Annotated in this window: 29 protein-coding genes; 16 read left to right on the top strand and 13 right to left on the bottom strand. The window is 61.7% G+C overall.

What is annotated here, in order from left to right; genetic code table 11:
* Positions 1 to 101: 101 nt before the first annotated feature.
* On the top strand, positions 102 to 1,118 hold the full coding sequence (locus tag G9X64_RS34555; protein ID WP_168309351.1) for an NAD-dependent epimerase/dehydratase family protein: 1,017 nt from the start codon (positions 102 to 104) through the stop codon (positions 1,116 to 1,118).
* A 20-nt stretch (positions 1,119 to 1,138) separates the two neighbouring features.
* On the opposite strand, the gene G9X64_RS34550 is transcribed toward G9X64_RS34555, so the two are convergent.
* Complete coding sequence (locus G9X64_RS34550) at positions 1,139 to 1,453, bottom strand: hypothetical protein (RefSeq protein ID WP_168309350.1); 315 nt, start codon at positions 1,451 to 1,453, stop codon at positions 1,139 to 1,141.
* A 264-nt stretch (positions 1,454 to 1,717) separates the two neighbouring features.
* Positions 1,718 to 1,870: a hypothetical protein gene (locus G9X64_RS34545; protein WP_009988813.1), complete on the bottom strand. Its 153-nt coding sequence runs from the start codon at positions 1,868 to 1,870 to the stop codon at positions 1,718 to 1,720.
* Positions 1,871 to 2,250: 380 nt separating this feature from the next.
* On the opposite strand from G9X64_RS34545, the gene G9X64_RS34540 reads away from it, so the two are divergent.
* The 6 genes from G9X64_RS34540 (at position 2,251) to G9X64_RS34515 (ending at position 8,467) form a co-directional block, all read left to right on the top strand.
* Complete coding sequence (locus G9X64_RS34540; RefSeq protein WP_168309349.1) at positions 2,251 to 2,952, top strand: CerR family C-terminal domain-containing protein; 702 nt, start codon at positions 2,251 to 2,253, stop codon at positions 2,950 to 2,952.
* A complete protein-coding gene (gene hlyD, locus G9X64_RS34535; protein ID WP_168309348.1) occupies positions 2,949 to 3,962 on the top strand; it encodes a secretion protein HlyD in 1,014 nt (337 codons plus the stop codon). Before G9X64_RS34540 ends, hlyD begins: the two co-directional genes overlap by 4 nt.
* Positions 3,959 to 5,716 carry an ATP-binding cassette domain-containing protein gene (locus G9X64_RS34530; RefSeq protein ID WP_168309347.1) on the top strand — a complete coding sequence of 586 codons (1,758 nt, stop codon included), beginning with the start codon at positions 3,959 to 3,961 and terminating at the stop codon, positions 5,714 to 5,716. Before hlyD ends, G9X64_RS34530 begins: the two co-directional genes overlap by 4 nt.
* Positions 5,713 to 6,840: an ABC transporter permease gene (locus tag G9X64_RS34525; protein WP_168309346.1), complete on the top strand. Its 1,128-nt coding sequence runs from the start codon at positions 5,713 to 5,715 to the stop codon at positions 6,838 to 6,840. The genes G9X64_RS34530 and G9X64_RS34525 overlap by 4 nt, the downstream gene beginning before the upstream one ends.
* Position 6,841: 1 nt before the next feature.
* Positions 6,842 to 7,951 (top strand): ABC transporter permease, encoded by a 1,110-nt coding sequence (locus tag G9X64_RS34520; protein WP_168309345.1) that lies wholly within the window; start codon positions 6,842 to 6,844, stop codon positions 7,949 to 7,951.
* A gap of 120 nt (positions 7,952 to 8,071) precedes the next feature.
* Positions 8,072 to 8,467 (top strand): DUF1236 domain-containing protein, encoded by a 396-nt coding sequence (locus tag G9X64_RS34515; protein WP_025395639.1) that lies wholly within the window; start codon positions 8,072 to 8,074, stop codon positions 8,465 to 8,467.
* On the opposite strand, the gene G9X64_RS34510 is transcribed toward G9X64_RS34515, so the two are convergent.
* The 6 genes from G9X64_RS34510 to G9X64_RS34485 all read right to left on the bottom strand — a co-directional run bounded on the left by G9X64_RS34510 (position 8,468) and on the right by G9X64_RS34485 (position 13,368).
* Complete coding sequence (locus tag G9X64_RS34510) at positions 8,468 to 8,677, bottom strand: hypothetical protein (RefSeq protein ID WP_168309344.1); 210 nt, start codon at positions 8,675 to 8,677, stop codon at positions 8,468 to 8,470. It lies immediately after the preceding gene.
* A 97-nt stretch (positions 8,678 to 8,774) separates the two neighbouring features.
* Positions 8,775 to 10,310: a winged helix-turn-helix domain-containing protein gene (locus G9X64_RS34505; protein ID WP_171378339.1), complete on the bottom strand. Its 1,536-nt coding sequence runs from the start codon at positions 10,308 to 10,310 to the stop codon at positions 8,775 to 8,777.
* Between the two features lie 101 nt (positions 10,311 to 10,411).
* Complete coding sequence (locus tag G9X64_RS34500; protein ID WP_168309342.1) at positions 10,412 to 11,455, bottom strand: Gfo/Idh/MocA family protein; 1,044 nt, start codon at positions 11,453 to 11,455, stop codon at positions 10,412 to 10,414.
* 9 nt (positions 11,456 to 11,464) lie between these two features.
* On the bottom strand, positions 11,465 to 12,250 hold the full coding sequence (locus G9X64_RS34495; protein WP_171378338.1) for a ThuA domain-containing protein: 786 nt from the start codon (positions 12,248 to 12,250) through the stop codon (positions 11,465 to 11,467).
* 194 nt (positions 12,251 to 12,444) lie between these two features.
* Positions 12,445 to 12,786 carry an SMR family transporter gene (locus G9X64_RS34490; RefSeq protein WP_168309340.1) on the bottom strand — a complete coding sequence of 114 codons (342 nt, stop codon included), beginning with the start codon at positions 12,784 to 12,786 and terminating at the stop codon, positions 12,445 to 12,447.
* 18 nt (positions 12,787 to 12,804) lie between these two features.
* Complete coding sequence (locus tag G9X64_RS34485) at positions 12,805 to 13,368, bottom strand: TetR/AcrR family transcriptional regulator (RefSeq protein WP_062943536.1); 564 nt, start codon at positions 13,366 to 13,368, stop codon at positions 12,805 to 12,807.
* Between the two features lie 178 nt (positions 13,369 to 13,546).
* Here G9X64_RS34485 and G9X64_RS34480 point away from each other — a divergent pair, with 178 nt between their 5' ends.
* Together G9X64_RS34480 and G9X64_RS34475 are read left to right on the top strand one after the other, a co-directional pair.
* On the top strand, positions 13,547 to 13,954 hold the full coding sequence (locus G9X64_RS34480; RefSeq protein ID WP_168309478.1) for a group II truncated hemoglobin: 408 nt from the start codon (positions 13,547 to 13,549) through the stop codon (positions 13,952 to 13,954).
* 15 nt (positions 13,955 to 13,969) lie between these two features.
* On the top strand, positions 13,970 to 14,341 hold the full coding sequence (locus tag G9X64_RS34475) for a DUF423 domain-containing protein (protein WP_168309339.1): 372 nt from the start codon (positions 13,970 to 13,972) through the stop codon (positions 14,339 to 14,341).
* Positions 14,342 to 14,652: 311 nt separating this feature from the next.
* Here G9X64_RS34475 and hmuQ read toward each other — a convergent pair whose 3' ends face one another.
* From hmuQ to G9X64_RS34450, 5 genes are all read right to left on the bottom strand, one after another.
* Positions 14,653 to 14,967 (bottom strand): heme-degrading protein HmuQ, encoded by a 315-nt coding sequence (hmuQ, locus tag G9X64_RS34470; RefSeq protein ID WP_027663899.1) that lies wholly within the window; start codon positions 14,965 to 14,967, stop codon positions 14,653 to 14,655.
* 9 nt (positions 14,968 to 14,976) lie between these two features.
* A complete protein-coding gene (locus tag G9X64_RS34465; RefSeq protein ID WP_003542206.1) occupies positions 14,977 to 15,249 on the bottom strand; it encodes a hypothetical protein in 273 nt (90 codons plus the stop codon).
* Entirely contained in the window at positions 15,246 to 15,653 is a 408-nt protein-coding gene (locus tag G9X64_RS34460; RefSeq protein WP_168309338.1) for a DUF2325 domain-containing protein, read from the bottom strand. The genes G9X64_RS34465 and G9X64_RS34460 overlap by 4 nt, the downstream gene beginning before the upstream one ends.
* 108 nt (positions 15,654 to 15,761) lie before the next feature.
* The gene (locus G9X64_RS34455; RefSeq protein ID WP_168309337.1) at positions 15,762 to 17,090 is read right to left on the bottom strand and encodes a TonB C-terminal domain-containing protein; all 1,329 of its coding nucleotides are present in this window, start codon (positions 17,088 to 17,090) and stop codon (positions 15,762 to 15,764) included.
* 56 nt (positions 17,091 to 17,146) lie between these two features.
* Entirely contained in the window at positions 17,147 to 17,569 is a 423-nt protein-coding gene (locus G9X64_RS34450) for a hypothetical protein (protein ID WP_168309477.1), read from the bottom strand.
* A 176-nt stretch (positions 17,570 to 17,745) separates the two neighbouring features.
* Between G9X64_RS34450 and hemP the strand changes: the two genes are divergently transcribed.
* The 7 genes from hemP to G9X64_RS34415 all read left to right on the top strand — a co-directional run bounded on the left by hemP (position 17,746) and on the right by G9X64_RS34415 (position 22,766).
* Positions 17,746 to 17,928: a hemin uptake protein HemP gene (hemP, locus tag G9X64_RS34445; RefSeq protein ID WP_012758649.1), complete on the top strand. Its 183-nt coding sequence runs from the start codon at positions 17,746 to 17,748 to the stop codon at positions 17,926 to 17,928.
* Between the two features lie 8 nt (positions 17,929 to 17,936).
* Entirely contained in the window at positions 17,937 to 18,986 is a 1,050-nt protein-coding gene (locus tag G9X64_RS34440) for a hemin-degrading factor (RefSeq protein ID WP_168309336.1), read from the top strand.
* Between the two features lie 11 nt (positions 18,987 to 18,997).
* Positions 18,998 to 19,927 (top strand): heme/hemin ABC transporter substrate-binding protein, encoded by a 930-nt coding sequence (locus tag G9X64_RS34435; RefSeq protein WP_168309335.1) that lies wholly within the window; start codon positions 18,998 to 19,000, stop codon positions 19,925 to 19,927.
* Between the two features lie 2 nt (positions 19,928 to 19,929).
* A complete protein-coding gene (locus G9X64_RS34430) occupies positions 19,930 to 21,042 on the top strand; it encodes a FecCD family ABC transporter permease (RefSeq protein ID WP_168309334.1) in 1,113 nt (370 codons plus the stop codon).
* 24 nt (positions 21,043 to 21,066) lie between these two features.
* Positions 21,067 to 21,861 (top strand): heme ABC transporter ATP-binding protein, encoded by a 795-nt coding sequence (locus G9X64_RS34425; protein WP_168309476.1) that lies wholly within the window; start codon positions 21,067 to 21,069, stop codon positions 21,859 to 21,861.
* Between the two features lie 149 nt (positions 21,862 to 22,010).
* Complete coding sequence (locus G9X64_RS34420) at positions 22,011 to 22,355, top strand: ElaB/YgaM/YqjD family protein (RefSeq protein WP_168309333.1); 345 nt, start codon at positions 22,011 to 22,013, stop codon at positions 22,353 to 22,355.
* A 9-nt stretch (positions 22,356 to 22,364) separates the two neighbouring features.
* Positions 22,365 to 22,766 carry a hypothetical protein gene (locus tag G9X64_RS34415; RefSeq protein ID WP_168309332.1) on the top strand — a complete coding sequence of 134 codons (402 nt, stop codon included), beginning with the start codon at positions 22,365 to 22,367 and terminating at the stop codon, positions 22,764 to 22,766.
* The last annotated feature ends 186 nt before the right edge of the window (positions 22,767 to 22,952 follow it).

Genomic DNA, 22,952 nt, shown 5'->3' with positions numbered 1-22,952 from the left:
GTTCAAAGACTATCGACTCGGCCTCTTCTTATCTTGTAAGTGGGGTCACTTGATACGGAATCGGCTCTTTGCCGTCGGCAGGGAGCCGAGAAAAGGTGGGAATGCGCTACTTCATTACAGGAACTGCCGGCTTTATCGGTTTCCATCTGGCCAGGCGCCTGCTGCAAGAGGGGCATGACGTCACGGGCTTCGACGGCCTCACTCCCTATTACAACGTCAAGCTCAAGGAGATGCGCCATGCGGCACTCTCCCAGTTTCCGGCCTTCAGACCGGTCATATCAATGCTCGAGGACCGGCCGGCGCTGGAAGCGGCAGTTCTGGCGGCCAAGCCCGATATCCTGATCCACCTCGCAGCACAGGCCGGCGTGCGCTACAGCCTGGAAAATCCGGAAGCCTATCTTCGTTCGAACGTCGAGGGCTCCTGGAACATCATGGAAATCGCGCGGCGCGTCGAGATCCGCCACCTGATGCTCGCCTCGACATCGTCGATCTATGGCGCCAATGCCACCGTCCCCTTTCATGAGACCGATCGCGCCGACGAGCCGCTGACTATCTATGCGGCGACGAAAAAATCGATGGAGCTGATGGCGCACAGCTATGCCCATCTTCACAAGATTCCGACCACGGCTTTTCGCTTTTTCACCGTTTATGGCCCGTGGGGCCGGCCCGACATGGCGCTGTTCAAATTCACCAAGAACATGCTCGAAGGCCTGCCGATCGAGATCTATGGCGAAGGCAATATGAGCCGTGACTTCACCTATATCGACGATCTCATCGAAGCGATCGTCAGGCTGTCGGCGGTCATCCCGTGTGAGGAAAATCGCCTTGAAAACACGGCCATCGAGACGCTCTCGCGCCAGGCGCCCTTCCGCGTCGTCAATATTGGCGGCGGCCAGCCGGTCAGCCTGATGGATTTCGTCGAAACGGTGGAGAAGGCGCTCGGCCGTCCTGCTATCCGCAAGATGCTAGCGATGCAGAAGGGTGATGTGCCGCGCACCTTCGCAGCCCCCGATCTGCTTGTCGCTCTGACGGGCTACAAGCCGGATACGACCTTGGAAGTCGGGGTCAAGGCCTTCGTCGACTGGTACATCGACGTGCGCAGTCAACTCGACGCCTAGAACAGGAATCTGGCGAGATATCAGCGGAGAAGCGTAACGGCCTGCACGGCCTCGACGGCCGTCGAAAATACGTAACCGACGACAACGGTCAGGCGCTGCGAATAGGTCTTGAGCCGGTAGCCCTCACCTTCGATTGCAGCCGGGCTGCGCAGGACGAACGGAACGCCTGGACGCACGAAGCCGGCGCGTGTCGTCAACGGAACCTCGGGCGAATGGCCGATGGCGGAAGTGTACATCAGGTCGCGGGCAAGGCTGGCTGGGCCAATGGCGAATGCCGGCCCGGCAGCCGCAGTGATGGTCAGGCTCAAGGCAATGGCGGCAAGAGTTCTGTGCATGTCGAAGTCCCCGTTTGTGGATCGGCGGGCTTTCGGTTCGCCCCGGCTCCAAACGATCGATGCGTCTGTCCACGCTTCGGTCGCTTTCATGAGACCACTCTACACATCAGTATTTTCAGGGCTTTTAAGCAGATCGGTCAAATTTTACGGAATTTGACTTTCTGTCCGGAAGGCTCGAGAGCGATAGAAAAATACATTCGCCAGCCCGATGTCGAGAATGCAACATCGGCCAATTGTACCGCTGACCTGCCACTACATCGCAGTCTATAGAATGCGATCCAGCTTCTTGTTGATGTGCAGGTTCGGCATCAATCCCGCGCTTTGCGCGGCATGATAGGATTCTCGCGCCGCATCGAACGAGATCGACCACATGATGGCGCTGAGCAGCAGCGCGATAATATAAATCTGAATACGCATCAACCCGGCGATACGGAAAGAGCAAGGCAGTTTTGTGTCAAAACATAGCCGCAGGGATCACGAAAAAGTGGCGGGCTTTTTGTTTCGCAGCCGGTCGGCACAGACATATTAGTGTCGTGAAAATTAGCGATATTGTATCGCTGCCTGTGGGTCTCTTTGCCTTGTTTCCGAACGTCTTCCAGACGAGCTGAGATCGCCCTGATCCGATTGACGCTGAACCACTGGAACGGCACATCTCTTCCACAATCAGGCCACGCATCCAGCCATGAGCGATGTCACGTTTCTTGTCCTTGCATCAGCGAAGGCATCAGCCCATGACATTCGCTATCGAAATATATCAATCGATTGACTTATTTTTTCATCGGCGTTATAAAAGCGTCATGACCCAAGAACACGACAACCAGTCACCGACCTCCGCCCGCGCCGAGATCGCGCGTCAGAAGATGCTATCCGCTGCCCTCGACGTCTTCGGCCGTTATGGCTTCGACGGCGCTTCGACGCGCCAGCTCACGGAAGCGGCCGGCGTCAACCTGCAGGCAATCCCCTATTATTTCGGCAGCAAGGAAGGTCTCTACATCGCCACCGCCGAATATCTGATGATGCGGATCAATACGCATGTCGGTGACATGAGGGCGCGCGTCGGCGCGCATCTGTTGGCGCTCGACGCTGCCGGCAAACCGCTTGGTGAAGCGGAGGCTCGCCATTTCCTGACCGAAATTTTGCAGACCATGGTGACGCTGTTCGTGGGCAAGGAATCCGAATCCTGGGCGCGCTTCCTCATCCGCGAGCAGATGGAGCCGACAGAAGCATTCACACGGATCTATCAGGGCCTCATGCGGCCGATGATCGAGATGGGCCGGCGGCTGATCGGCGCCATCCTTCATGAGGATCCCGCCTCAGAACATGTGCGCCTGCGCACCTTCACACTTCTCGGCAGCGTCCTCGTCTTTCGCGTCGCCCATGCAGCCGTGCTCGCCCAGATGGAGTGGGACGGCGTCGGCCCGGAACAGGTGGAAACCATGCGCGGCCTGGCTGCAGAACTGGTCGATGCCATCGGCGCATCGAAAGGAAGTGCAGCATGAAACGCATCCTTCCCATCACCATCCTTCTTTTCGTTGCGGCAGGTGCCGCCGCCTGGTGGTACGGCCTGCCCCAAAAGCTCGGCTGGCGGCCCGAGGCCCGCCGCGAGTTCGTCCTTTACGGCAATGTCGATATCCGCCAGGTTTCGCTCGGCTTCCGTGTCAGCGGTCGTCTCGCCGAACTCCATGCCGACGAAGGCGACGTCGTCAAAACTGGAACGGTTCTGGCAAAGCTCGATGCAGCACCCTATGAATTCGCGGTCCGCTCGGGCGAGGCCAATGTCGCAGCCCTCCAGGCGACGCTCGACAAGCTGAAGGCCGGTCCGCGGCCGACAGAGATTGCCCAGGCACGCGCCGCCTATGACGAAAGTGTCGCCGATCTCCGCAATGCCAATCTCGCCTATGACCGCGCCCGCCAATTGCGCCCGCAAGGCACGATTTCCGAGGCAAGCCTTGATCAGGCGACCGCTGCAAGGGCCATGGCCGCCGCACGCTCCGACTCCGCTAACGAGGCGTTGAAACTGCTGCTGGAAGGCTCCCGTGTCGAGGATATCGCCGCCGCCGACGCCCAGCTGAAGGCGGCTCAGGCAACGCTCGCCTCGGCCCGCACTTCGCTGGAGGATACCCAATTGCGCGCGCCAAACGACGGCGTCATGCTCTCCCGTGTGCGGGAGAATGGCGCGATCGTTTCCCCCGCCGACACCGTCTTCGTGTTGTCGCTGACAGAACCCGTCTGGGTGCGCACCTATGTCGCCGAGCCCGATCTCGGCCGTATCCATCCCGGCATGAAGGTTGCGGTCACCTCCGATACGGCGCCCGACAAACCCTATGAAGGCACGATCGGCTTCATCTCGCCGGTTGCCGAATTCACTCCGAAATCGGTGGAAACGCCGGAACTGAGGACCGACCTCGTCTATCGCCTGCGGATCGTCATCGATAAGCCCGGCCCGGATCTGCGTCAGGGCATGCCGGTCACGATACGTTTTCCCACGCCGGCGGCGGGCGGACAATGACCGCCGCCGAATCCGGCCCCCAGACAGGTTGGGACGACACGCCGCTCGTCCGGATCGACGGCGTCACCAAGCGCTTCGGCGACGCCCCGGCAGCGCTTGATGCCGTCTCAGGTACGATCGGTAGCGGCGCAATCACCGGCCTTGTCGGCCCCGACGGCGCCGGCAAGACGACGCTGATCCGTTTGATGACGGGCCTGATGCTGCCCGACACGGGAACGATGGAGGTTCTCGGCTTCGACACGCGCAAGAACCCCGCCGGCATCCAGGCGGCGATCGGCTACATGCCGCAGCGCTTCGGTCTCTATGAAGACCTTTCGGTGCAGGAAAATCTCGATCTCTATGCCGATCTGCGCGGCCTGCCGAAGAGCGAACGCGCAAGCGCCTTCGACGAGCTGCTCACCTTTACCGACCTCAAGCGTTTCACCGGCAGGCTCGCCGGAAAGCTCTCCGGCGGCATGAAGCAAAAGCTCGGCCTTGCCTGCGCGCTTCTGAAGAAGCCGCGCCTGCTGCTGCTCGACGAGCCGGGCGTCGGCGTCGATCCGATCTCGCGCCGCGACCTTTGGAAGATGGTCGAGAACCTGACGAAGGAAGGCATAGGCGTCCTTTGGTCGACCGCCTATCTCGACGAGGCTGAAGCCTGCGACCATGTGCTGCTCTTGAACCAGGGAAAGCTGCTCTTTTCGGGAAAACCTGATGACATGACCGGCCGCGTCAGCGACCGGGTTTTTCGCGTCTCGGGCATGACAGGGCGCCGCCGGCAGGTGCTTGCCGGGCTTCTGCAGGCCGATGGCGTTATCGACGGCGTGATCCAGGGCGAAGCGATCCGCCTCGTCGCCGCCAAGGACAAGAAACCGGATATCGGCTCGGCCGGCGATGGCGCAACGCTCGCCCCTGCCCCGCCGCGCTTCGAAGATGCTTTTATCGACATGCTGGGTGGTGGTCCTGGCGGCCGCTCGAGGCTGGCCGAGGCGCAAAAACCGGTGAAGGGCGATGACGACCGGCCGGTGATCGAGGCCAAGGGGCTGACCAAGCGCTTCGGCGATTTCACCGCTGCCGACAATATCAGCTTCGATATTCGCCGCGGCGAGATCTTCGGCCTGCTCGGCCCGAACGGCGCCGGCAAATCCACCACCTTCAAGATGCTCTGCGGCCTGCTGAAGCCGACCGGTGGCGAAGGCCGCGTTGCCGGTTTCGACCTTCGCCGCGATGCCGCCGAGGCCCGCAACCAGCTTGGCTATATGGCGCAGAAATTCTCGCTCTATGGCGATCTGACCGTCATGCAGAACCTCGAATTCTTCTCCGGCGTCTATGGCCTTCGCGGAACACAACGGCGCGAGCGCATCGATCTCATGGCCGGCATCTTCGATTTCGGCCGCCATGTCAGCCAGCCGGCCAAGGACCTGCCGCTTGGCCTGAAACAGCGGTTGGCGCTCGCCTGCGCCGTCATGCACGAGCCGCGCGCCCTCTTCCTCGACGAACCGACATCCGGCGTCGATCCGATCACCCGGCGCGAATTCTGGACGCATATAAACGCCCTGGTCGAAAAGGGCGTCACAGTGCTCGTCACCACCCATTTCATGGACGAGGCCGAATATTGCGACCGCATCTCGCTGATCTATCGCGGCCGCTCGATCGCACTTGGCTCGCCTGACGAATTGAAGGCTAAGGTCGCAACCAGCGAGCTGCCGGACCCGACGATGGAGGACGCCTTCATCGCCCTGGTACAGCAATCCGAGAAAGAGAATGCAGCATGAGCACCACCTCCGGCCGGATGCGACGTCTCTTGGCCCTCGTGCGCAAGGAGAGCTTTCAGGCGATCCGCGATCCGAGCAGTATCCTCATCGCCTTCGTGCTGCCGCTCATTCTGCTCTTTCTTTTCGGCTACGGCGTCTCGCTCGATACCACCCGCACCCGCATCGGCCTAGTGACCGAGGAGATGACGCCGCTGACGCAGGACCTGTCGGCCAGTTTCCATGCCTCGCGCTATTTCGATGTGGCCATCGGCCGCGACCGGCGTCTGTTCGAGGAAGACCTCGTGCTCGGCAAGCTGCGCGGCATCGTCGTCATCCCCGCCGATTTCACCACGCGCTACACCGCCGGCAACCATCCCTCTATCCAGGTGATCGTCGATGGCTCCGAACCGAACACGGCGAATTTTGTGCAGAATTATGCCCAGGGCACTGTTGCCAACTGGGAGCGGCAGAGGCAGGCGGACGTCGCCTCCCATAGTCCCGCCATTTCGGTCGAGCAGCGCTTCTGGTTCAACCCTGAACTGACCAGCCGCAATTTCCTCGTGCCCGGCTCGATCGCCATCGTCATGACGCTGGTCGGCACGCTTCTGACCTCGCTCGTCGTCGCCCGCGAATGGGAGCGGGGCACAATGGAGGCGATGATGGCGACACCGGTGACGGCGGTCGAACTGCTCGCCGGCAAGATCCTGCCCTATTTCCTGCTTGGCCTCACCTCGATGACGCTCTGCGTTCTGCTTGCGGTCTTCCTCTTCGGCGTGCCGTTCCGCGGCTCCGTCGCCGCCCTCTATGCACTGTCGGCCGCCTTCCTGATCCCGGCGCTCGGCCAGGGCCTGTTGATCTCGACAGCAACGAAGAACCAGTTCCTTGCCTCGCAGCTGGCGCTGATCTCGGCCTTTCTCCCTGCTTTCCTGTTGTCTGGCTTCCTCTTCGAGATCAATTCCATGCCGGCCGTCATCCAGTGGATCACCTTCATCGTGCCGGCGCGCTACCTGATCCCCAGTCTGCAGACGGTGTTCCTGGCCGGCGACATCTGGCCGATGTTTCTGCAGGCGATCGGCGTGATGCTGACGATCGGCGCCATCATGTTCGTGCTTGCCGCCCGCAGCACCAGAAAGAGGATCGGTTGAGATGTGGACAAGGCTCTACGCCCTGATCGTCAAGGAACTGCTCGCCGTCCTGCGTGATCCCAAGGGCCGCGCCATCCTGATCGGCCCACCGATCGTCCAGCTTCTCGTCTTCTCCTATGCGGCGACGCTCGAAGTCCGCAATGTCGACGTGATGATCCTCAACCGCGACAGCGGTCACTGGGGCCAGGAACTGATCGAGCGCATCGATGGCTCGCCGACCTTCCGGAAAATCGAGATTGCGGGAAGCCAGGCGGAGGTCCGGGTGGCAATCGACAACCAGACAGCCATTGCCGCCGTTGAGATCGGCCCGGACTTTTCGCGCAATATCGAGGCCGGTACGCCGGCCGATCTGCAGGTGGTGCTCGACGGCCGCCGCTCCAACGCCTCGCAGATCGTCGCGGGCTATCTCTCGCAGATCGGGGCGGCGCTTGCCGCCGAGACGCCGGCCGGCAAACGCGCCGGTGCCGACATCGTCTCGACAGTGCCGCGCAACTGGTTCAACCCGAACCTCACCTATCAATGGTTCATGGTGCCGAACCTGATCGCCAGCATCGCGCTGCTGATCGGCCTCATCGTCACGGCGCTGTCGATCGCTCGCGAGCGCGAACTCGGCACCTTCGACCAGTTGATGGTCTCGCCGCTGCGCATCCACGAGATCCTGATCGGCAAACTGATCCCGCCGATGATGATCGGCCTCTTCCACATCACCGTCTATATCCTGGCCGCCGTCTTCCTCTTCGACGTGCCGCTGCGCGGCTCGCTCTTCCTGCTGTACGGCAGCGCAATCTTCTATCTCGGTTCGGTCGCCGGCCTCGGCCTGTTCATCTCGGCGCTGTCGATGACACAGCAGCAGGCGATCCTCGGCGCCTTCCTGTTCATGGTCCCAGCCATGCTGCTCTCCGGCTTCGCGACGCCGATCGAGAACATGCCAGGCTGGCTGCAGCCGGTGACATCAGTTAATCCGCTGCGCTATTTCCTGGTGATCGTCAAAGGCGTTTTCCTCAAGGATATCCCGTTGAGCGAGGTGGTGAACCAGACGATCCCGCTGGCGCTGATTGCTGCGGTCACCCTCAGCGCCGCCGCCTGGCTCTTCCGTCGGCGGCTGGAATAGTCAATGCTTCGGCTGCCTCACAGAATGTGAACCGGCCTTCCAAAGCGTGACTCTCTTCTGCCGGAACCTCGGATTGGCGCGGTCGTTACCCAAGCGCAACCCCAGCAAAGGAGAAGCAAAATGTACAAGATCCTACTTGTCTCCAGCGCCCTTGCGCTGTCGTCGCTCGCCACCAATGCCCTGGCTGACGGAGCTGTCACCGGTGCAGCCGGCGGCGCCATCACCGGCGCAATCGTCGGCGGCCCTGTGGGTGCAGCCGTTGGCGGCGTGGCCGGCGGTGTCGCCGGCGCAGTGATCGATCCGCCGCCGCGCGAGGTTGTCACCTATGTCCAGCAGCAGCCGGCCCCGACCGCTTCAGTGGTCGTCCAGGAACCAATTGTCGTCGGCAAGCCGCTTCCGGCAGACGTCGTCGTGACGCCGGTGCCTGACAACCCGAAATATGCCTATACGGTCATCAACAATCAACACGTGATTGTCGAACCCCGCACCCACCGTGTGGTGCAGGTCATAGAATAATCAGGCAACCGAAGCCGCCTGCGGCTCGGCAACTTCCGGCCCCGCTTCGGCGGGGCTTTCTTTCGTGCGCTCGCGCCACCCGCCGATCAGCGAGAACAGTACGACAAGGTGCCTTGGCAACGCAAACCCCTGTGGCAGCGCCTCTATCGGAATTCGGTCGCCGTAAAGCTTGCCTTGCTTGAGCGATAGAATATGCATGCTGGAAAGCATGAGCCGATCCTCCATCCCGGTTGATGGGATCAGCGTGGCCCACGCGTCATGCTGGGTCTTTAAGGTCCGACTAAAAGCTGCAAAAACTTGCAAAGGCCTATAGGCGCGGCCGCATGCCGGCCCGCGCCAGCCCTTCCAGAACCGGCGCAAAACGCTGGGGATCCTTGGCCGGTTGGCCTGCCAGAATGCCTTCCAGCGTTACATCAGGTGCAATCGCTGCGAGCGCGCGCAGGAACTGCTGCGCCTGCTCCATATTGCCGAGATGCGCATGTGCGGCGATCAGCATCCAGTAGGTCGGGTCGAAATGGGCATTGAGCGCCAGCGAACGTGATGCGTATGAAAGTGCTGCCTCGCAATTGCCACGGAAGATTTCGGCCATGGCGATGCCCGTGAGCGAAAAACGCGCATCCGGATCGCGAGGTCCCAATCTCACCGCGCGATGCAGGCGTTCGAGCGCATGTTCGATATCGCCGCAGTGCAAGGCGGCAATGCCGGAACAGGCCGCCACCAGAAGATCGTTGGGATTGGCGGCCGCGGCGGCCTCCAACACGGCCATGCCGCCTTCATAATCCTTGCCCACCTGCAACAGCGCCATGCCGCAATGAGCCATCACGCGGGGATCGCCCGCCGAATGCTGAAGCCCGCGACGGGCAAGGCTGATGCATTCCGCCTTGTCGTCCTCTCCAAGCCGCGGCCAGCCCATAGTAATGCGGTGTTCGAGCGCCCAGGCGGCATGGGAAAGCAGCATCGCATTTTCCGGCTCAATGGCGAGCGCCTCCTGCAGCAAGGCATAGGCGGCGGCGTTGCTTTCGATCGACTCGTCGATGATCGCGGCAAGCGCACGCAGATAGAGATCATAAACCGCCGGACTGTTCGGCCGGTCGCGTCGTGACCTCTGGATTTCGGCGATCTCGATCGCCGGCTCGACGATCGAGGCGACGCGTTCGGTGATATGGTCCTGGAAAGCGAAGATGCGGCTGATGCCGTCTTCAAAATGATCGGCCCAGAGATTGGTCGCCGTCACGCCATCGACCAATTGTACATTGATGCGCACCTGCGCGCCTTCCCGCCGGATGCTGCCTTCGAGCAGGTAGCGTACTCCCAATTCCTTGGCCACCTCTCGCACGTCGATGCTGCGTCCCTTGTAAACGAATGCGGAATAGCGCGAGACGACCGAAAAGGAGTGGAAGCGCGCAAGAGCCGTGATGATCTCCGTCACCACGCCATCGGCAAAATAATCCTGGTCGGCATCACCGCCGAGATTGACGAAGGGAAGAACCGCGACGGAAGGCGGCTGCGGCGCCGCAGGCGCCATCCCGGCATCGTCCTGGCGCGGCAGGCGATACCCGACCCTGGGAACGGTGACGATCCAGTCCGTGCCATCGGGCCTTGCGCCGAGAAGCTTCCTGAGCGTGGCAATCTGAACCGTGAGATTGCCTTCTTCCACGGCAAGCCCCGGCCAGGCCCGCTCCATCAGATCCGCCTTGGTGACGACGCGGCCCTCAGCCTCCAGCAGCATGCCGAGCAGCGCTACGGGCCGTGGTCCGGTCGCAACGGACTTCCCGTCCCGCCACAGGCTTCCTGTCACGGGATCGTAAACGAACGGACCAAAGGAGAGCCTCGCGCTGCCCATGCAGAAGCATAGCGTGAAATTCTCACAAACGAAAAGCGGATCGACACGCCGATGCATTGCAAAAACCGCCGTCGAAACGGCGGCTTGTCAGTGAAGCAGGATCAGACCTTCAACTCGCGCCGCTCGCGCTCGGTCACCATCGCAAGGTCGAGCACCTTCTGCAGGTTGGCGGCGTGGCGGAAATTCGGGTCCGGCTGGATGCCGCTTGCCACGGCCTCGGCAAAACGCTGGTAGTTGGTCGCCACCGGTTCAACTTCGATCTGCGTCCAGGTGGCAGTTTCGACACCCTCGCCGAGGCAGCCATGCAGCTCGGAACCGCTGGGACGATGGATGACCTCGAGGCTGCCCCTCTCGCCATAGATGCGCAGCTTCAGCTCGTTCAGATGCCCTGTCGCCCAGCGGCTGGCATGGATGACGCCGAGCGCGCCATTGGCGAAATCGACGGACATGGTGAAGCTGTCATTGGCATCGAGCAGATATTCGCCGATCTGGCCGCCCGGCGCCTTGTTGAAGGTCTTCAGCCGCGCAAAGACGTGGTCGATGTCGGTCGCCGCGCCATAGGCGGCGAAATCGAGAATATGGATGCCGACATCGCCGAGCACGCCGTTCGAGCCGTGGCCGGTGGAAAGCCGCCATAGCCAGGTCGATTCCGTGCGCCAATCGCCCCAGGCACGCGACACCAGCCAGCTCTGGAGATAGGAAGCTTCCACGTGCCTGATCGTGCCGAGTTCGCCGGCGAGCACCATCTCGCGGGCGCGCTGCAGCGGCGCGACGTTGCGATAGGTGAGGTTGACCATGTTGATGACGCCGGCCTTTTCTGCCGCCTCCGTCATCTCCAGCGCCTTTGCGTAGTTCTCCGCCAGCGGCTTTTCGCAGAACACATGCTTGCCCGCGGCAATCAGCGCCATCGTCGTCGGGTGATGGATTCGGTCGGGCGTGACGTTCGTCGCCGCATCGAATTCACCCCAGGCGATCGCCTCCTCCAGGGAAAGAAACCTCTTTTCGATGTTGAACTTATCGGCGAAGGCCGAAAGCCGCTCGGGATCGGTGTCGACGGCGCCGACCACCGTCACGCCGTCGATGAGGGGGAAGCGGGCGAGCTGGTTTTTCGCCATCACCCCCGTACCAAGAACGAGTAGTCGCATGGATGCTCCTCAGCGGTAACCGGCTTCGCCGGCCTGGTGCAGTCTCGGGCCGCGTTCGACGATCGGCTCCAGTGCTTTTTCTACCGGGACATTTGGAGCGTCGGTGATACCAGTCAACGACCCCTCAGGGTTATATGCCCACTTCACGCCGTTGATCAGCACCTTCTGGACATTGACGTCGTGATAGGTCGGATAGGTCTCGTGGCCCGGGCGGAAATAGAAGATGTTGCCGGCGCCACGGCGCCAGGTCAGGCCCGAGCGGAACACTTCGCCGCCCTGGAACCAGGAGATGAACACCGTTTCGAGCGGTTCCGGCACCGAAAACTGCTCGCCGTACATTTCCTCGTTCTCAAGCTCGAAATGCTCGCCGATGCCGGCGGCGATCGGATGGCGTTGGTTGATCGTCCACAGACGCTCGCGCTCGCCCGCCTCGCGCCATTTCAGCGCGCAGGGCGTGCCCATCAGCCGTTTGAAGATCTTGGAGAAATGGCCGGAATGCAGCACCAGCAGGCCCATGCCTTCCCAGACGCGCTTGGCAACACGCTCGACGACGACGCCGGAGACCGCGCCGTGATCCTTGTGGCCCCACCAGGTCAAGACGTCGGTTTCGGCAAGGCGGGCTTCGCTGAGGCCGTGTTCCGGCTCCTGCAGCGTCGCTGTCGTCGCCGAGATACTTGGATCGGTGTTCAGCGCATTGGCGATCGTCGTGTGCATGCCTTCGGGATAGATCCCCCGGACGATCTCATTGCTATTCTCGTGGATATTCTCTCCCCAGACGACGGTGCGAATGGCCATGCTGTGCTCCTGTAGAACCTGGAAGTCTCGATAGGCGGGAAAGCAGAAGAATTCAAAGCGCTTTGGAAAACGGCGCTGGCTGCGCCTCGTCTCCTCCACGTCCAAGGAACACATAGACCTTTGTCAGTATTTTGACAAAGGGGAAAATTTGCTGGCCGAAGACAGAAAACCCGCCTGGCAATATCACAGCAATATCAATGTGAAACCGATTTCGAGAACAGATTGACGACCAAAACTCCGGATATGATCAGCCCGAGCCCGACGATTGCCGGCAGGTCGAGGCGCTGCCTGAAGAACACCAGGCCGACCGAGGAAATCAGTACGATTCCCAAAGCGCTCCAAATTGCATAAGCGATACCGACGGGGATGCTTTTCAGCGTCAACGACAGGCAATAGAAGGCGGCCGCATAACAGGCGACGACGAGTGCCGTCGGCCCGATGCGGGTGAACTGCTGCGACAGTTGCAGGGCGGTCGTGCCGATGACCTCGAGCACGATGGCCGCAAACAGCAGCCCGTAGACGGCGGCCTGGCTCATGGCGAATTCCTTTTCGAATTACTTGCCGGTCAGTTCGACAAGGCGATCGATGAGATCCCGCCTCAGAACGCCGTTGATGTCATGGCTTTCCAACGTATCTGCGAACCAAAGTCCGTCGGCGGCGAAACGCACGACTTGTGCGTCGAGGGAGGAATCGGTGCCGATATATTCCTCGGCCCGTGCCTGCACCCATTGGCGCCAGCGAAGACGCAGCCGGGGTTCTGCAAGAAGCGCGATCGTTACCTGCGTCCAGCTCCTGGAATCGTCGGGCCGTTCCTTGAGACCGGACACTGCCCTGAGATAGGCGCGGGTGAAGCGGCCCTGCGGCAGCGGATCGCCGCGCATCAGTTCCTCTATATCGGCGTCGAACTTTTCGAGCAGGCTCTCGAACAGGGCATCGAGCAACGCATTCTTCGTTGGAAAGTGATGCAGCAGCCCGCCCTTGCTGACGCTGGACGCGGCGGAAACCGCATCGAGCGTGACGGCCGCCATGCCGTCGCTGGCAGCAAGGCGCGCGGCGACCTCCAGCAACTGCTGGCGCACGAGCACGGGCTGTTTCTTGCGATGATGAGCGTTCGACATGCAGATAAAAGATACCGTCCGGACGGTTTTGTCAAGGAGAATCGGCCGAAACCCCTGCTGTCCTGCATAATGCGCGAAATGCCGCGGCACCTTGATGACAGTTGCGATCATTTTCCGACCGGTGCATGAAGGGGCCGGGGGAATGTCGAGTAATGGTGATGGGATCGGGGATGGTTTCGTGACGGAGAAGGTCACCACCTTATATCAGGCAATCGGCGGCGATCCTGCCGTGCGGGCGCTGACGCACCGTTTCTACGAACTGATGGACAGCTTGCCGGAGGCGGGAAACGTGCGCGCCGTGCACCCGCCGAGCCTTGTGGGCAGCGAAGAGAAATTCTACGAATATATGAGCGGTTATCTCGGCGGCCCGCCGCTCTATACCGACAAGCGCGGCCATCCGCGCCTACGCAGCCGCCATTTCGTCGCCGAGATCGGCCCTGTCGAGCGCGACGAATGGCTGCTCTGCTTCCGCCGCGCCATGGACGAGACGATATCAAGCCAAGTATTGCGCGATCTCATTTGGGCGCCGGTGGAACGGCTCGCCTATCACATGCAGAACAAGGCCCCCGACGACAAGGCCCCCTGACGATAAGGATTGACCATGAGCTTGAACGCGCGTCTGGAGCCGGTGCTCTATCTCTTCGCCGGCCTGTTTGGCGTAGCCGGCGTGGCGCTTGCCGCCCTCGCTGCCCATGGCGGCGGCGAGGCCAATCTTGCGGCATCCGCATCTGCCATGTGCCTTGCCCACGCCCCTGCCCTGCTGGCATTGGCTCTCGGCAACGTCAGGCTCAGAACCGCCTGGCTGGCCGGTTTGCTGATGATTGTCGGAACGCTGCTTTTTGCGGGCGATCTCGTCACCCTGCGCTTTTCCGGCTCCGGCCTCTTCCCCTACGCCGCGCCGACCGGCGGCTGGGCGATGATGCTTGGCTGGCTGGCCATTGCGGCAGGCGCCGTCTTCCGGGTCAGGACTTGAACACACGTAGCAAGCTCACGACCAATTCATCACCGGCTGAAGAGAGGCACGGCGCTGCCACGAATCCGCTTCTCCCCCAGCGGGGGTCCGAAGGACGGGTCGAGACCCGCGGCTCGACCCTGGTCGATGCCGGCAGGCAGATGAGGGGGTGAGCGGCAAAGCCGCTATGCGCTGAGCGGAAGCGAAGTGCAATGTGAAGGGCGTGCCGTGTGCCCCCCTCATCCGACCCTTCGGGCCACCTTCTCCCCGCTGGGGAGAAGAAGGAGCCAAGTCTCATACGAACAGAAGAGTGAGGGCTGATTCAATCGCAATCAAATGCCGTCGACCACGTTGAAACCCTCGAAGACCGGCGGCCCCTTGTAGATCGCCTTGTGATCGCCGGCATTGCGGTGGGCCGCGCGAAAGCTCTCGGACTTCGTCCAGTTCTGAAAATCGGCTTCGCTTTTCCAGACCGTATGCGAGGAATAGAGCGTATAGCCCTCCTCTTCGTTGGCCTTGCCGCGCAGCAGGCGGAATTCGACGAAACCGGGCACCTCGGGCAGGCTGGAATCGCGATTGCGCCAGACCGTCTCGAAATCACCTTCGCTGCCGGTTGCAACCTTGAAGCGGTTCATTGCGATATACATGGCATCTCCCTACGCTTTCCTCTTGCCCGCCCTTGCAGAACGCAAGGGAAAGGCGAGAACATTATCGCCGTTTGCCGCTGCTGGGCCAAGCGGTCTTGTTGTCGCTTCCCCGGGCATGCGCGCTTCCCAGGTCGGGAACAGCGTCACATTCTGGTAGATCTGCTGGCGTTCGGCATGCTGCTGGAAAAGTTCGTAGAGTTCGGGCACGAGGCCCTCGCCTGTCTGCGCGGCGAGCTTATGCAGGCCGATCATGGTGAAGCCGTCGGGGCGCTGGTCGTTCATCGGGAATTGTCTCGTTCGTTCATCGTCTGCAGCGCACGCTCCAGGCTGGACTTGCTGCCGTTGCGAAGCGGGATGAAGGTCTTGCTGAACTTCTTGCAGCCGGTCTTCACACGCAGGCAGGCATCGTGGCTGATACAGTCGATAGGGCAGAAGACGCAGTCGACCGAGGGAAGCAGAGTATCGATGCGGGAAACCGCTTCGCGCAGACCGCCATCATGGTGGATGAGCTCAGCGCCGAAATTGCTGGCGATCTGACGAAGATGCGCCACCTGGCAGTCACGACCGCCAACATAAAGGAAACTGCGGCCATCCAGTTTGGACGGTCCGAGGGATGCCTGACCAGCGTCTTCGCCCACGCTATCGCGGACCTCCCGGTTCGAACCCTTCTTGCCCTTGCGAGCCATATGCCACCCGTTCGCTCGTTGATCGTCACACGATTCCTGCGTGTGCGGGTGGACCTTATTAAACTTGATTTTTAGAGTAAAGTATAAAGTTGATTGTTTTTATCATATTTATCGAGCGGTGACTTGAACAGGAAAACTGTACGAGCGCGAGGATCCGGCCCAGTCATCCGGCATAGCAGGAAGATTACAGGAAGCGATCCGGGACAAAACAGCGCCATCCACCTCGGCCAAGCCCGAACCTCGGACAAGGCCTGATGCGGTGACATCTCCGTTGCGATTGATCGTAATGCGGACATTCAAGGATGCAGAATTGCGACGATATCGCGATTCAATCCGGTCAACACAACGGAACAGTCGCGAGACGATCTTGCCCTTGTAATTGGCTTCGGATGCACCGCCCGATCCACTCCGTCCGCCCGACGTGCGTGAATTATTGTCTGAATTGGCGTCTGCCTGCCCGTCCGCGGCGCCCCTGCGTGACTCCTGTTTGGCCTCTCCCTCTGAACCCTGTGCCTTCTTCGGGGGCTTCCTTCTTTCGATCGGCTTCTTTTCTACCGGCTTTTCCAACTTCGGTTTCGGCTGCGGCGTGACGATCTCTGTAGGCGGCTCCGGCTCGGGAGAAATCGCGGCCGTCTCAACAGGCTTGATTTCTTCCGGTTCGGATTGCATCGCGGTTGCGACGGGTGGCTCGGTGGATACCGGCATCTCCGGGGGTTGCTCCGGCACCACTGTCGACATTGGCTGCGCAACTGAAGTTTCCGCAGGAGTTTCCGATACCAGCACCTCTGGTTCCGCAGTCGTCACCGTCTCCGCTGACTGACGCGTGACTTCCTCCGTGGGCTGAACGGCTTCGACCGGCTCTGCATCGGTCGGCTGGACAGTTTCCGGTTGGACGGCCTCCGGCTGCATTTCCGTTGTTTCTACTGGCTTGACCGTGTCGGGTTCGACAGCTTCCGGAACAATTTCTTGCTGGATGGTCACCTCGGTCTCGCCAGCGGCGCTCTGATCGGCGTCAGAACTGCCGAGCATGACGACGCTGATCGCTTCGCCCGCCTCCATCAGCGTTTCATCCGAAGGCTTGGGTATGACCAAGAACAGCGTGACGGCTAGTGCAGTATGAAAAAAAAGCGATCCGACACAAGTCAGCGCCACCCGTCGCCGCACCGGCTTCTTCTCGTCTTCCTGCTTTTCCACCGCCGCATCCATCGGCGGCGCGGCGGCGACAGCAGCCGACGCGGTCTCCGGATGATCGGGAAAGGAGGGTATCTGCGCGAAACGCGCATAGTGGACCACCGCCTCGCCGGCCGGCTGACGCTGCACATTGCGCAGGTCGGAAAGCTCGTGGCCGGGATGCATGTTGTTGTCGTTCAGACTGCCGTCAGCGTTCGGCTCCCCGATGAGCACCTGTCTCGATCTGGTCTTCGCTGAAATTGCCATTTGTATGCCTCGGACAGCCTGAAACATGTCCGCCGGGAATCATTCCCGGCGTATTCTTAGCCCTCGAAGGGAACCGAAATCTGTGAACGGGTGACGAGACCCTTCATGCATTCGCCCGCCGCCGGGCCGTCGCAGACCGGCGTGTCGTTGATGATGATGCGCGTGACCGTCTCGCACTTCACATTCGGCATATCGAACTGGCGCACGCGCTTCTTGCCCTGCGGCAGATCGCGGAAGTCGAGCACGGTGATGCGGTCGACGGCATTCTTGTCGTTGAAGAAGGCGAGCTCGAAGGAGATCTTGTTGATCGGGGTCTGGAGATTGTTCTCGGCGACGAAAGTCATCATGCAGCCCTTTTGCGATGGCGCCAGAGCGTTGAGTTCGACATCCAGCTTGGCGGTTGCCACATCCTGCGCCTGGCATATGCCTGAAACCGCCATCACCATGCCGGCTGCAACAGCCGCAAGCCTAACCGTCATCATCTTCTCCGCCATTGTCGCGAACCGCTGCCAGGCGGCCTCATATCAGCAATCTCAAAAACTTGACTACAATAGTCTCCTATTGCGTCTTTAAAAAACTATGAGTAAGAAAGTCAAGATAATTGTCATCACGACCGGGGACCCTGATCACCGGCCTCACGGAATTGCCAACCGAAATGATGGTTGAAAAGCCAGATAACTTTAAACACGTGCCGCTGCAGAGCGAGCCTGCGGCGCAGCACCGGATCGTCGAAAGCGCGGATCTTTTCCGCGGCACGAACGAGATCATGATTAGACACGACGGCTTGGTCTATCGCCTGAAGATCACCCGTCAGGGCAAGCTCATTCTCAATAAGTAGGGTAGGACATGACCGAACAGACAAGACCGGCGCCAGCCGAAATCCGTGCGTTTCGCGCCGAGAATCCGAAGATGCGCGAGCGTGACATCGCCGCCCAGCTGAAGATTTCCGAAGCAGCCCTCATCGCCGCCGAAACCGGCATCAGCGTGACGCGCATCGATGGCAGCGCGCTGAAGCTTCTCGAGCGCGTGGCCGGCCTCGGCGAAGTGATGGCGCTGTCGCGCAACGAAAGTGCCGTTCACGAGAAGATCGGTGTCTTCGAAAACATCAAGAGCGGTGCGCAGGCCGCGATCGTTCTCGGCGAGAATATCGACCTGCGCATCTTCCCGAGCCGCTGGGAGCATGGTTTCGCCGTATCCAAGAAGGATGGCGATCAGGAGCGCCTCAGCCTGCAATATTTCGACAAGGCGGGCAACGCCGTGCATAAGGTGCACCTGCGCCCGAGCTCGAATGTCGAGGCCTATCACGCGATCGTCGCCGAGTTGAAGCTGGAAGACCAGTCGCAGGAATTCATCGAGGCCGAGACCCTAAGTGCCGTCGATGAAACCGCCGACGTCAGCCGCGACGAGCTGCGCGACAACTGGAGCAAGCTCACCGATACGCACGACTTCTTCGGCATGCTGAAGCGCCTGAAGATCGGCCGCCAGGCGGCCGTGCGCACCGTCGGCGACGACTATGCCTGGAAGCTCGACAACAGCGCGACGGCAGACATGATGCATGCCTCGGTGAAATCCGGCCTGCCGATCATGTGCTTCGTCGCCAATAACGGCATCGTCCAGATCCATTCCGGCCCGATCTTCAACGTGCAGCCGATGGGTCCGTGGATCAATATCATGGACCCGACCTTTCACCTGCATCTGCGCCAGGATCACATCGCCGAGACCTGGGCCGTACGCAAGCCGACCACGGACGGCCACGTCACCTCGCTGGAGGCTTACAATGCCGACGGCGAGATGATCATCCAGTTCTTCGGCAAGCGGAAGGAAGGTTCCGACGAACGCGCCGAGTGGCGCGAGATCGTGGAAAACCTGCCGCGGGCAGCAAGTGTGGCCGCATAAGGATCGCAACGATGACGATGCGTAACAATCTGCGCCGGATCCGCCCCTGGGAACTGGCCCTGACGGCGGCGGTCATGGCGCTGCCGCTGATCCCGACGGCGCCGGCAGTCGAAGGCTTCGCCTTCATCCGCGCCGCCCACGCCGAGGAAAAGAAGCTCGACACGTCGCGCCTGGTTTCGGTCGGCGGCGATATCACCGAGATCGTCTATGCGCTCGGCGAGGAAAGCCGGCTGATAGCCCGCGACACGACGAGCATCTATCCGGAGGCGGCGCTGAAGCTGCCGAACGTGGGTTACATGCGCGCGCTCTCACCGGAAGGCATCCTCGCCATGAACCCGACGGCGATCATCGCCGTCGAAGGTTCAGGCCCGCAGGAAGCGCTGGCTGTGCTGAAGAACGCCAGCGTGCCCTTCGAGACCGTGCCGAGCGCCTTTACCCGCGACGGCATCATCGCCAAGATCGACCGCGTCGGCACGTTGCTGGGCGTGCCGGACAAGGCGAAGGCGCTTGAGGAAAAGGTCGCGGCCGATCTCGACGCGGTGATCGCCGATGCCGAAAAGCGCCCGGAGGCCGAGCGCAAGCGTGTTCTCTTCATCCTCAGTGCCCAGAACGGACGGATCATGGCATCGGGCACCGGCACGGCCGCCGATGGCATCGTCAAGCTCGCCGGCGCCATCAACGCCGTCGGTGCATTCCCGGGCTACAAGCCGTTGACGGACGAGGCGATCATCGAAGCCAAACCCGACATCATCCTGATGATGAATCGCGGCGACAGCGCCGGTACCAAGAACGAGGACCTGCTGGCTCAGCCGGCGATCGCGCTGACGCCGGCAGGCGAGAAAAAAGCGATCATCCGAATGGATGGCGTCTACCTGCTCGGCTTCGGACCGCGCACCGCAGCCGCCGCGCGTGAGCTCAACACGGCGATCTACGCGGGCTGATCATGGCCCTGCCGCAAGCCATGATGGAACAAAGGCGACGATTCCCGATGGCGGACATCCGCGAAATCAGGCAGGCGGGCGACAGGACGCGGCTCGCCTTGCTGGCGATCGCGCTGCTCGTCGTCGGCTCGGTCTTTTCGATGCTGTTTTCGGTAACGACCGGCGCCTCGGATGCCTCGATCCTCGACGTCATCAGCAACATGGCCGGTTCCGAGGCGGCGCTCAGCACACGTGACCGGATCATCATCTTTGATATCCGCCTGCCCAGGGCGATCCTCGGTTTCCTGATCGGCGCCTCGCTGGCCGTTTCCGGCACGGTGATGCAGGGCCTCTTCCGCAATCCGCTGGCCGATCCCGGCCTCGTCGGCGTCTCCTCCGGCGCAAGCCTCGGCGCGGTCGTGATGATCGTGCTCGGCGGAGGCCTCGCAGCTCCGCTCGAGGCGCTTCTCGGTATCTACGCTCTGCCGGCGGCGGCCTTCGGCGGCGGCCTCGTCACGACGCTGCTGCTCTACAGGATCGCCACCCGTCACGGACAGACCTCGGTGGCGACGATGTTGCTTGCCGGCATCGCGCTCGGCGCACTCGCCCTCGCCATCACGGGATTGCTGATCTACATGGCCAACGACCAGCAGTTGCGCGACCTGACCTTCTGGAGCATGGGCTCGCTTGCCGGCGCCACATGGACGAAGATCGCCGCCGCCAGCCCGATCATCCTCTTGTCCTTCACCACCCTGCCCTTCATGGCTCGCGGCCTCAATGCCATCACGCTCGGCGAGGCGGCCGCCTTTCACATGGGCGTTCCGGTCCAGCGGCTGAAGAATGTCGCGATCGTCGGTGTCGCTGCGGCGACCGGCGCTTCCGTCGCCGTCAGCGGCGGCATCGGTTTCATCGGGATCGTCGTGCCGCATATCCTGCGCATGGCGATCGGCCCCGACCATCGCTTCCTGCTGCCGGCCGCAGCTCTTCTCGGCGGCTCTCTGCTGATCTTCGCGGATGTCCTGGCGCGCACCTTGGTCGCCCCGGCCGAGCTGCCGATCGGCATCATCACCGCTGCGGTCGGCGGCCCGTTCTTCCTATGGATCCTGCTGCGGCAGCGTTCGCGCCTTGCCCTGTGAGTGACCCCCGTGAGTGACATTGCGATGATCGAAGTTTCAAGCGTCTCCGTGCGCCTTTCCGGCAAGGCCATCATCAGCGACGTCACTCTTACGGCAAAGGCCGGCGAGCTGACGGCGATTGCCGGGCCGAACGGTTCCGGCAAGACGACGACGATGAAAGCCATCTCCGGCGAACTTGCCTATGGCGGCTCGGTGCGCATCAGCGGCGATGAGGTGAAGGGGCTGAAACCCTGGCAGCTTGCCGCCATTCGTGGCGTGCTGCCGCAGGCAAGCGCGATCTCCTTTCCCTTTACCGTGCGCGAGATCGTCCGCATGGGCCTGACGTCAGGTCTCAACCTGCATCCGGACAAGGCCGAGCAGATAGCGGCGGCGGCGCTTGCTTCCGTCGACTTGACCGGCTTCGAAGGCCGTTTCTATCAGGAGCTCTCCGGCGGCGAGCAGCAGCGCGTGCAGCTTGCCCGCGTGCTCTGCCAGATCGCCGAGCCCGTCGTCGACGGCAAGCCCTGCTGGCTGCTGCTCGACGAGCCGGTATCGAGCCTCGACATCAGCCACCAGCTGACCATCATGACGCTCGCCCGCAATTTCTGCGAACGCGGCGGCGGCGTCATCGCCGTCATGCACGATCTCAACCTGACCGCACTCTTTGCCGACCGCATCGTGCTGATGAAATCCGGCCGCCTCGCCGCCGCCGGCAGCATCGGTGAAGTGCTGACGAACGAAACAATGCTCTCGGTGTTCGGCTGCGCGCTACGGATCAACCAGGTACCGGCCGACGACACGCCCTTCGTGCTCGCCCACAGCGCCGTTTCCCGCCCCTGAGCACCGCGCGGGCGGGAACTTTTGATCGTGCGGCACGTTGTCGGCAGTGATCTGGGTCAATGCCGGGCGATATCATTCATGCAACGGACGGTGGTGACCCTCGTACGAAATAGGCGGGCTTGTGCGCGCCCCAGCCAACGGAGACAGCCATGAGCTATTCTATTTTCCAGTCCGGCCGCAGCCGCCGCAACGGGCCCTTCCACAATTTGGAATCCGGCATCGAGGAGCAGGTCGAGGCGCTTCGCGACGAACTCGCGGAACTGACACGCCTCGTCGGCAAGAGTTCGCGCCACCAGGGCGAAAAAATCCGCAGCCAGGCCGGTGCCGGCTATGAGGAACTGCTCGGCCGTAGCGAGGATCTGCTACGCGAATTGCAGCACGGCTATGAGCGCGGCGCGACCGAAATGCGTGAGACCGTGCGCAAGCATCCGCTGGCAACGATCGGCGCCGCTGCCGTTTTCGGCCTTGCCATCGCCTTCCTCGCCCGGCGCTGAGGAAGCGCGATGCTCTTGTCGATCCTTAGCCTGCTGACGGGCGCAAGCGTGCATCGGACCGTTGCGCGCGCCAAGCGCAATAGCATCTTCATTGCGCTTGCCTTCCTCTTCCTCCTCACCGCCTACGCATTGGCTGTCACCGCCGGCGCCATATGGCTTGCCGGCATGTACGGTCCGGTCGGCGCTGCCCTCTTCCTGGCTGCCGGCTCGCTGCTGATCGCCATCATCGCCTTGGTGGCGATGTCGATCATCAATACCCGGGAAGCACGCCGCGCCCGTGAACGCCGTGCGGCGCTGGAATCGATGGCAACGGTCGGGCTCGGTCTTATCCGCGCCCAGCCGCTCCTGACTGCCGGTGTTCTGGCAGCAATCGTCGCGGCCAATCTGGTAGGGTCAAAGCGCGAGGATTGAAGAGGCATTGGCTCTCCTGATCGTTCTGAGAACGACGAGCAGAAGAGCGGGTTTGCATACCACAGGATTGGGGTAGGACGCCGACCCCTCCCTCATTTGAATGCTTGTCACAGGAATCCAGCCACGGCGTGTCCGCGCCGTGAATGAACCAATACCAAGTGGAAAGAGTCTTTCGCGCCCAAGGAC

The organism is Rhizobium sophorae (assembly GCF_013087515.1).
In the GTDB taxonomy this organism is placed as follows: domain Bacteria; phylum Pseudomonadota; class Alphaproteobacteria; order Rhizobiales; family Rhizobiaceae; genus Rhizobium; species Rhizobium sophorae.
The sequence above is the reverse complement of the archived record's forward strand: the minus strand, read 5'-3'. Positions and strand labels throughout refer to the sequence as shown.

Bases quoted from the DNA above. Each gene is read 5' to 3' on its own strand.
- G9X64_RS34555 (WP_168309351.1), top strand. From the start codon at position 102: ATGCGCTACTTCATTACAGGAACTGCCGGCTTTATCGGTTTCCATCTG.
- G9X64_RS34550 (WP_168309350.1), bottom strand. From the start codon at position 1,453: ATGCACAGAACTCTTGCCGCCATTGCCTTGAGCCTGACCATCACTGCG.
- G9X64_RS34545 (WP_009988813.1), bottom strand. From the start codon at position 1,870: ATGCGTATTCAGATTTATATTATCGCGCTGCTGCTCAGCGCCATCATG.
- G9X64_RS34540 (WP_168309349.1), top strand. From the start codon at position 2,251: ATGACCCAAGAACACGACAACCAGTCACCGACCTCCGCCCGCGCCGAG.
- hlyD (WP_168309348.1), top strand. From the start codon at position 2,949: ATGAAACGCATCCTTCCCATCACCATCCTTCTTTTCGTTGCGGCAGGT.
- G9X64_RS34530 (WP_168309347.1), top strand. From the start codon at position 3,959: ATGACCGCCGCCGAATCCGGCCCCCAGACAGGTTGGGACGACACGCCG.
- G9X64_RS34525 (WP_168309346.1), top strand. From the start codon at position 5,713: ATGAGCACCACCTCCGGCCGGATGCGACGTCTCTTGGCCCTCGTGCGC.
- G9X64_RS34520 (WP_168309345.1), top strand. From the start codon at position 6,842: ATGTGGACAAGGCTCTACGCCCTGATCGTCAAGGAACTGCTCGCCGTC.
- G9X64_RS34515 (WP_025395639.1), top strand. From the start codon at position 8,072: ATGTACAAGATCCTACTTGTCTCCAGCGCCCTTGCGCTGTCGTCGCTC.
- G9X64_RS34510 (WP_168309344.1), bottom strand. From the start codon at position 8,677: ATGCTTTCCAGCATGCATATTCTATCGCTCAAGCAAGGCAAGCTTTAC.
- G9X64_RS34505 (WP_171378339.1), bottom strand. From the start codon at position 10,310: ATGGGCAGCGCGAGGCTCTCCTTTGGTCCGTTCGTTTACGATCCCGTG.
- G9X64_RS34500 (WP_168309342.1), bottom strand. From the start codon at position 11,455: ATGCGACTACTCGTTCTTGGTACGGGGGTGATGGCGAAAAACCAGCTC.
- G9X64_RS34495 (WP_171378338.1), bottom strand. From the start codon at position 12,250: ATGGCCATTCGCACCGTCGTCTGGGGAGAGAATATCCACGAGAATAGC.
- G9X64_RS34490 (WP_168309340.1), bottom strand. From the start codon at position 12,786: ATGAGCCAGGCCGCCGTCTACGGGCTGCTGTTTGCGGCCATCGTGCTC.
- G9X64_RS34485 (WP_062943536.1), bottom strand. From the start codon at position 13,368: ATGTCGAACGCTCATCATCGCAAGAAACAGCCCGTGCTCGTGCGCCAG.
- G9X64_RS34475 (WP_168309339.1), top strand. From the start codon at position 13,970: ATGAGCTTGAACGCGCGTCTGGAGCCGGTGCTCTATCTCTTCGCCGGC.
- hmuQ (WP_027663899.1), bottom strand. From the start codon at position 14,967: ATGTATATCGCAATGAACCGCTTCAAGGTTGCAACCGGCAGCGAAGGT.
- G9X64_RS34465 (WP_003542206.1), bottom strand. From the start codon at position 15,249: ATGAACGACCAGCGCCCCGACGGCTTCACCATGATCGGCCTGCATAAG.
- G9X64_RS34460 (WP_168309338.1), bottom strand. From the start codon at position 15,653: ATGGCTCGCAAGGGCAAGAAGGGTTCGAACCGGGAGGTCCGCGATAGC.
- G9X64_RS34455 (WP_168309337.1), bottom strand. From the start codon at position 17,090: ATGGCAATTTCAGCGAAGACCAGATCGAGACAGGTGCTCATCGGGGAG.
- G9X64_RS34450 (WP_168309477.1), bottom strand. From the start codon at position 17,569: ATGACGGTTAGGCTTGCGGCTGTTGCAGCCGGCATGGTGATGGCGGTT.
- hemP (WP_012758649.1), top strand. From the start codon at position 17,746: ATGATGGTTGAAAAGCCAGATAACTTTAAACACGTGCCGCTGCAGAGC.
- G9X64_RS34440 (WP_168309336.1), top strand. From the start codon at position 17,937: ATGACCGAACAGACAAGACCGGCGCCAGCCGAAATCCGTGCGTTTCGC.
- G9X64_RS34435 (WP_168309335.1), top strand. From the start codon at position 18,998: ATGACGATGCGTAACAATCTGCGCCGGATCCGCCCCTGGGAACTGGCC.
- G9X64_RS34430 (WP_168309334.1), top strand. From the start codon at position 19,930: ATGGCCCTGCCGCAAGCCATGATGGAACAAAGGCGACGATTCCCGATG.
- G9X64_RS34425 (WP_168309476.1), top strand. From the start codon at position 21,067: ATGATCGAAGTTTCAAGCGTCTCCGTGCGCCTTTCCGGCAAGGCCATC.
- G9X64_RS34420 (WP_168309333.1), top strand. From the start codon at position 22,011: ATGAGCTATTCTATTTTCCAGTCCGGCCGCAGCCGCCGCAACGGGCCC.
- G9X64_RS34415 (WP_168309332.1), top strand. From the start codon at position 22,365: ATGCTCTTGTCGATCCTTAGCCTGCTGACGGGCGCAAGCGTGCATCGG.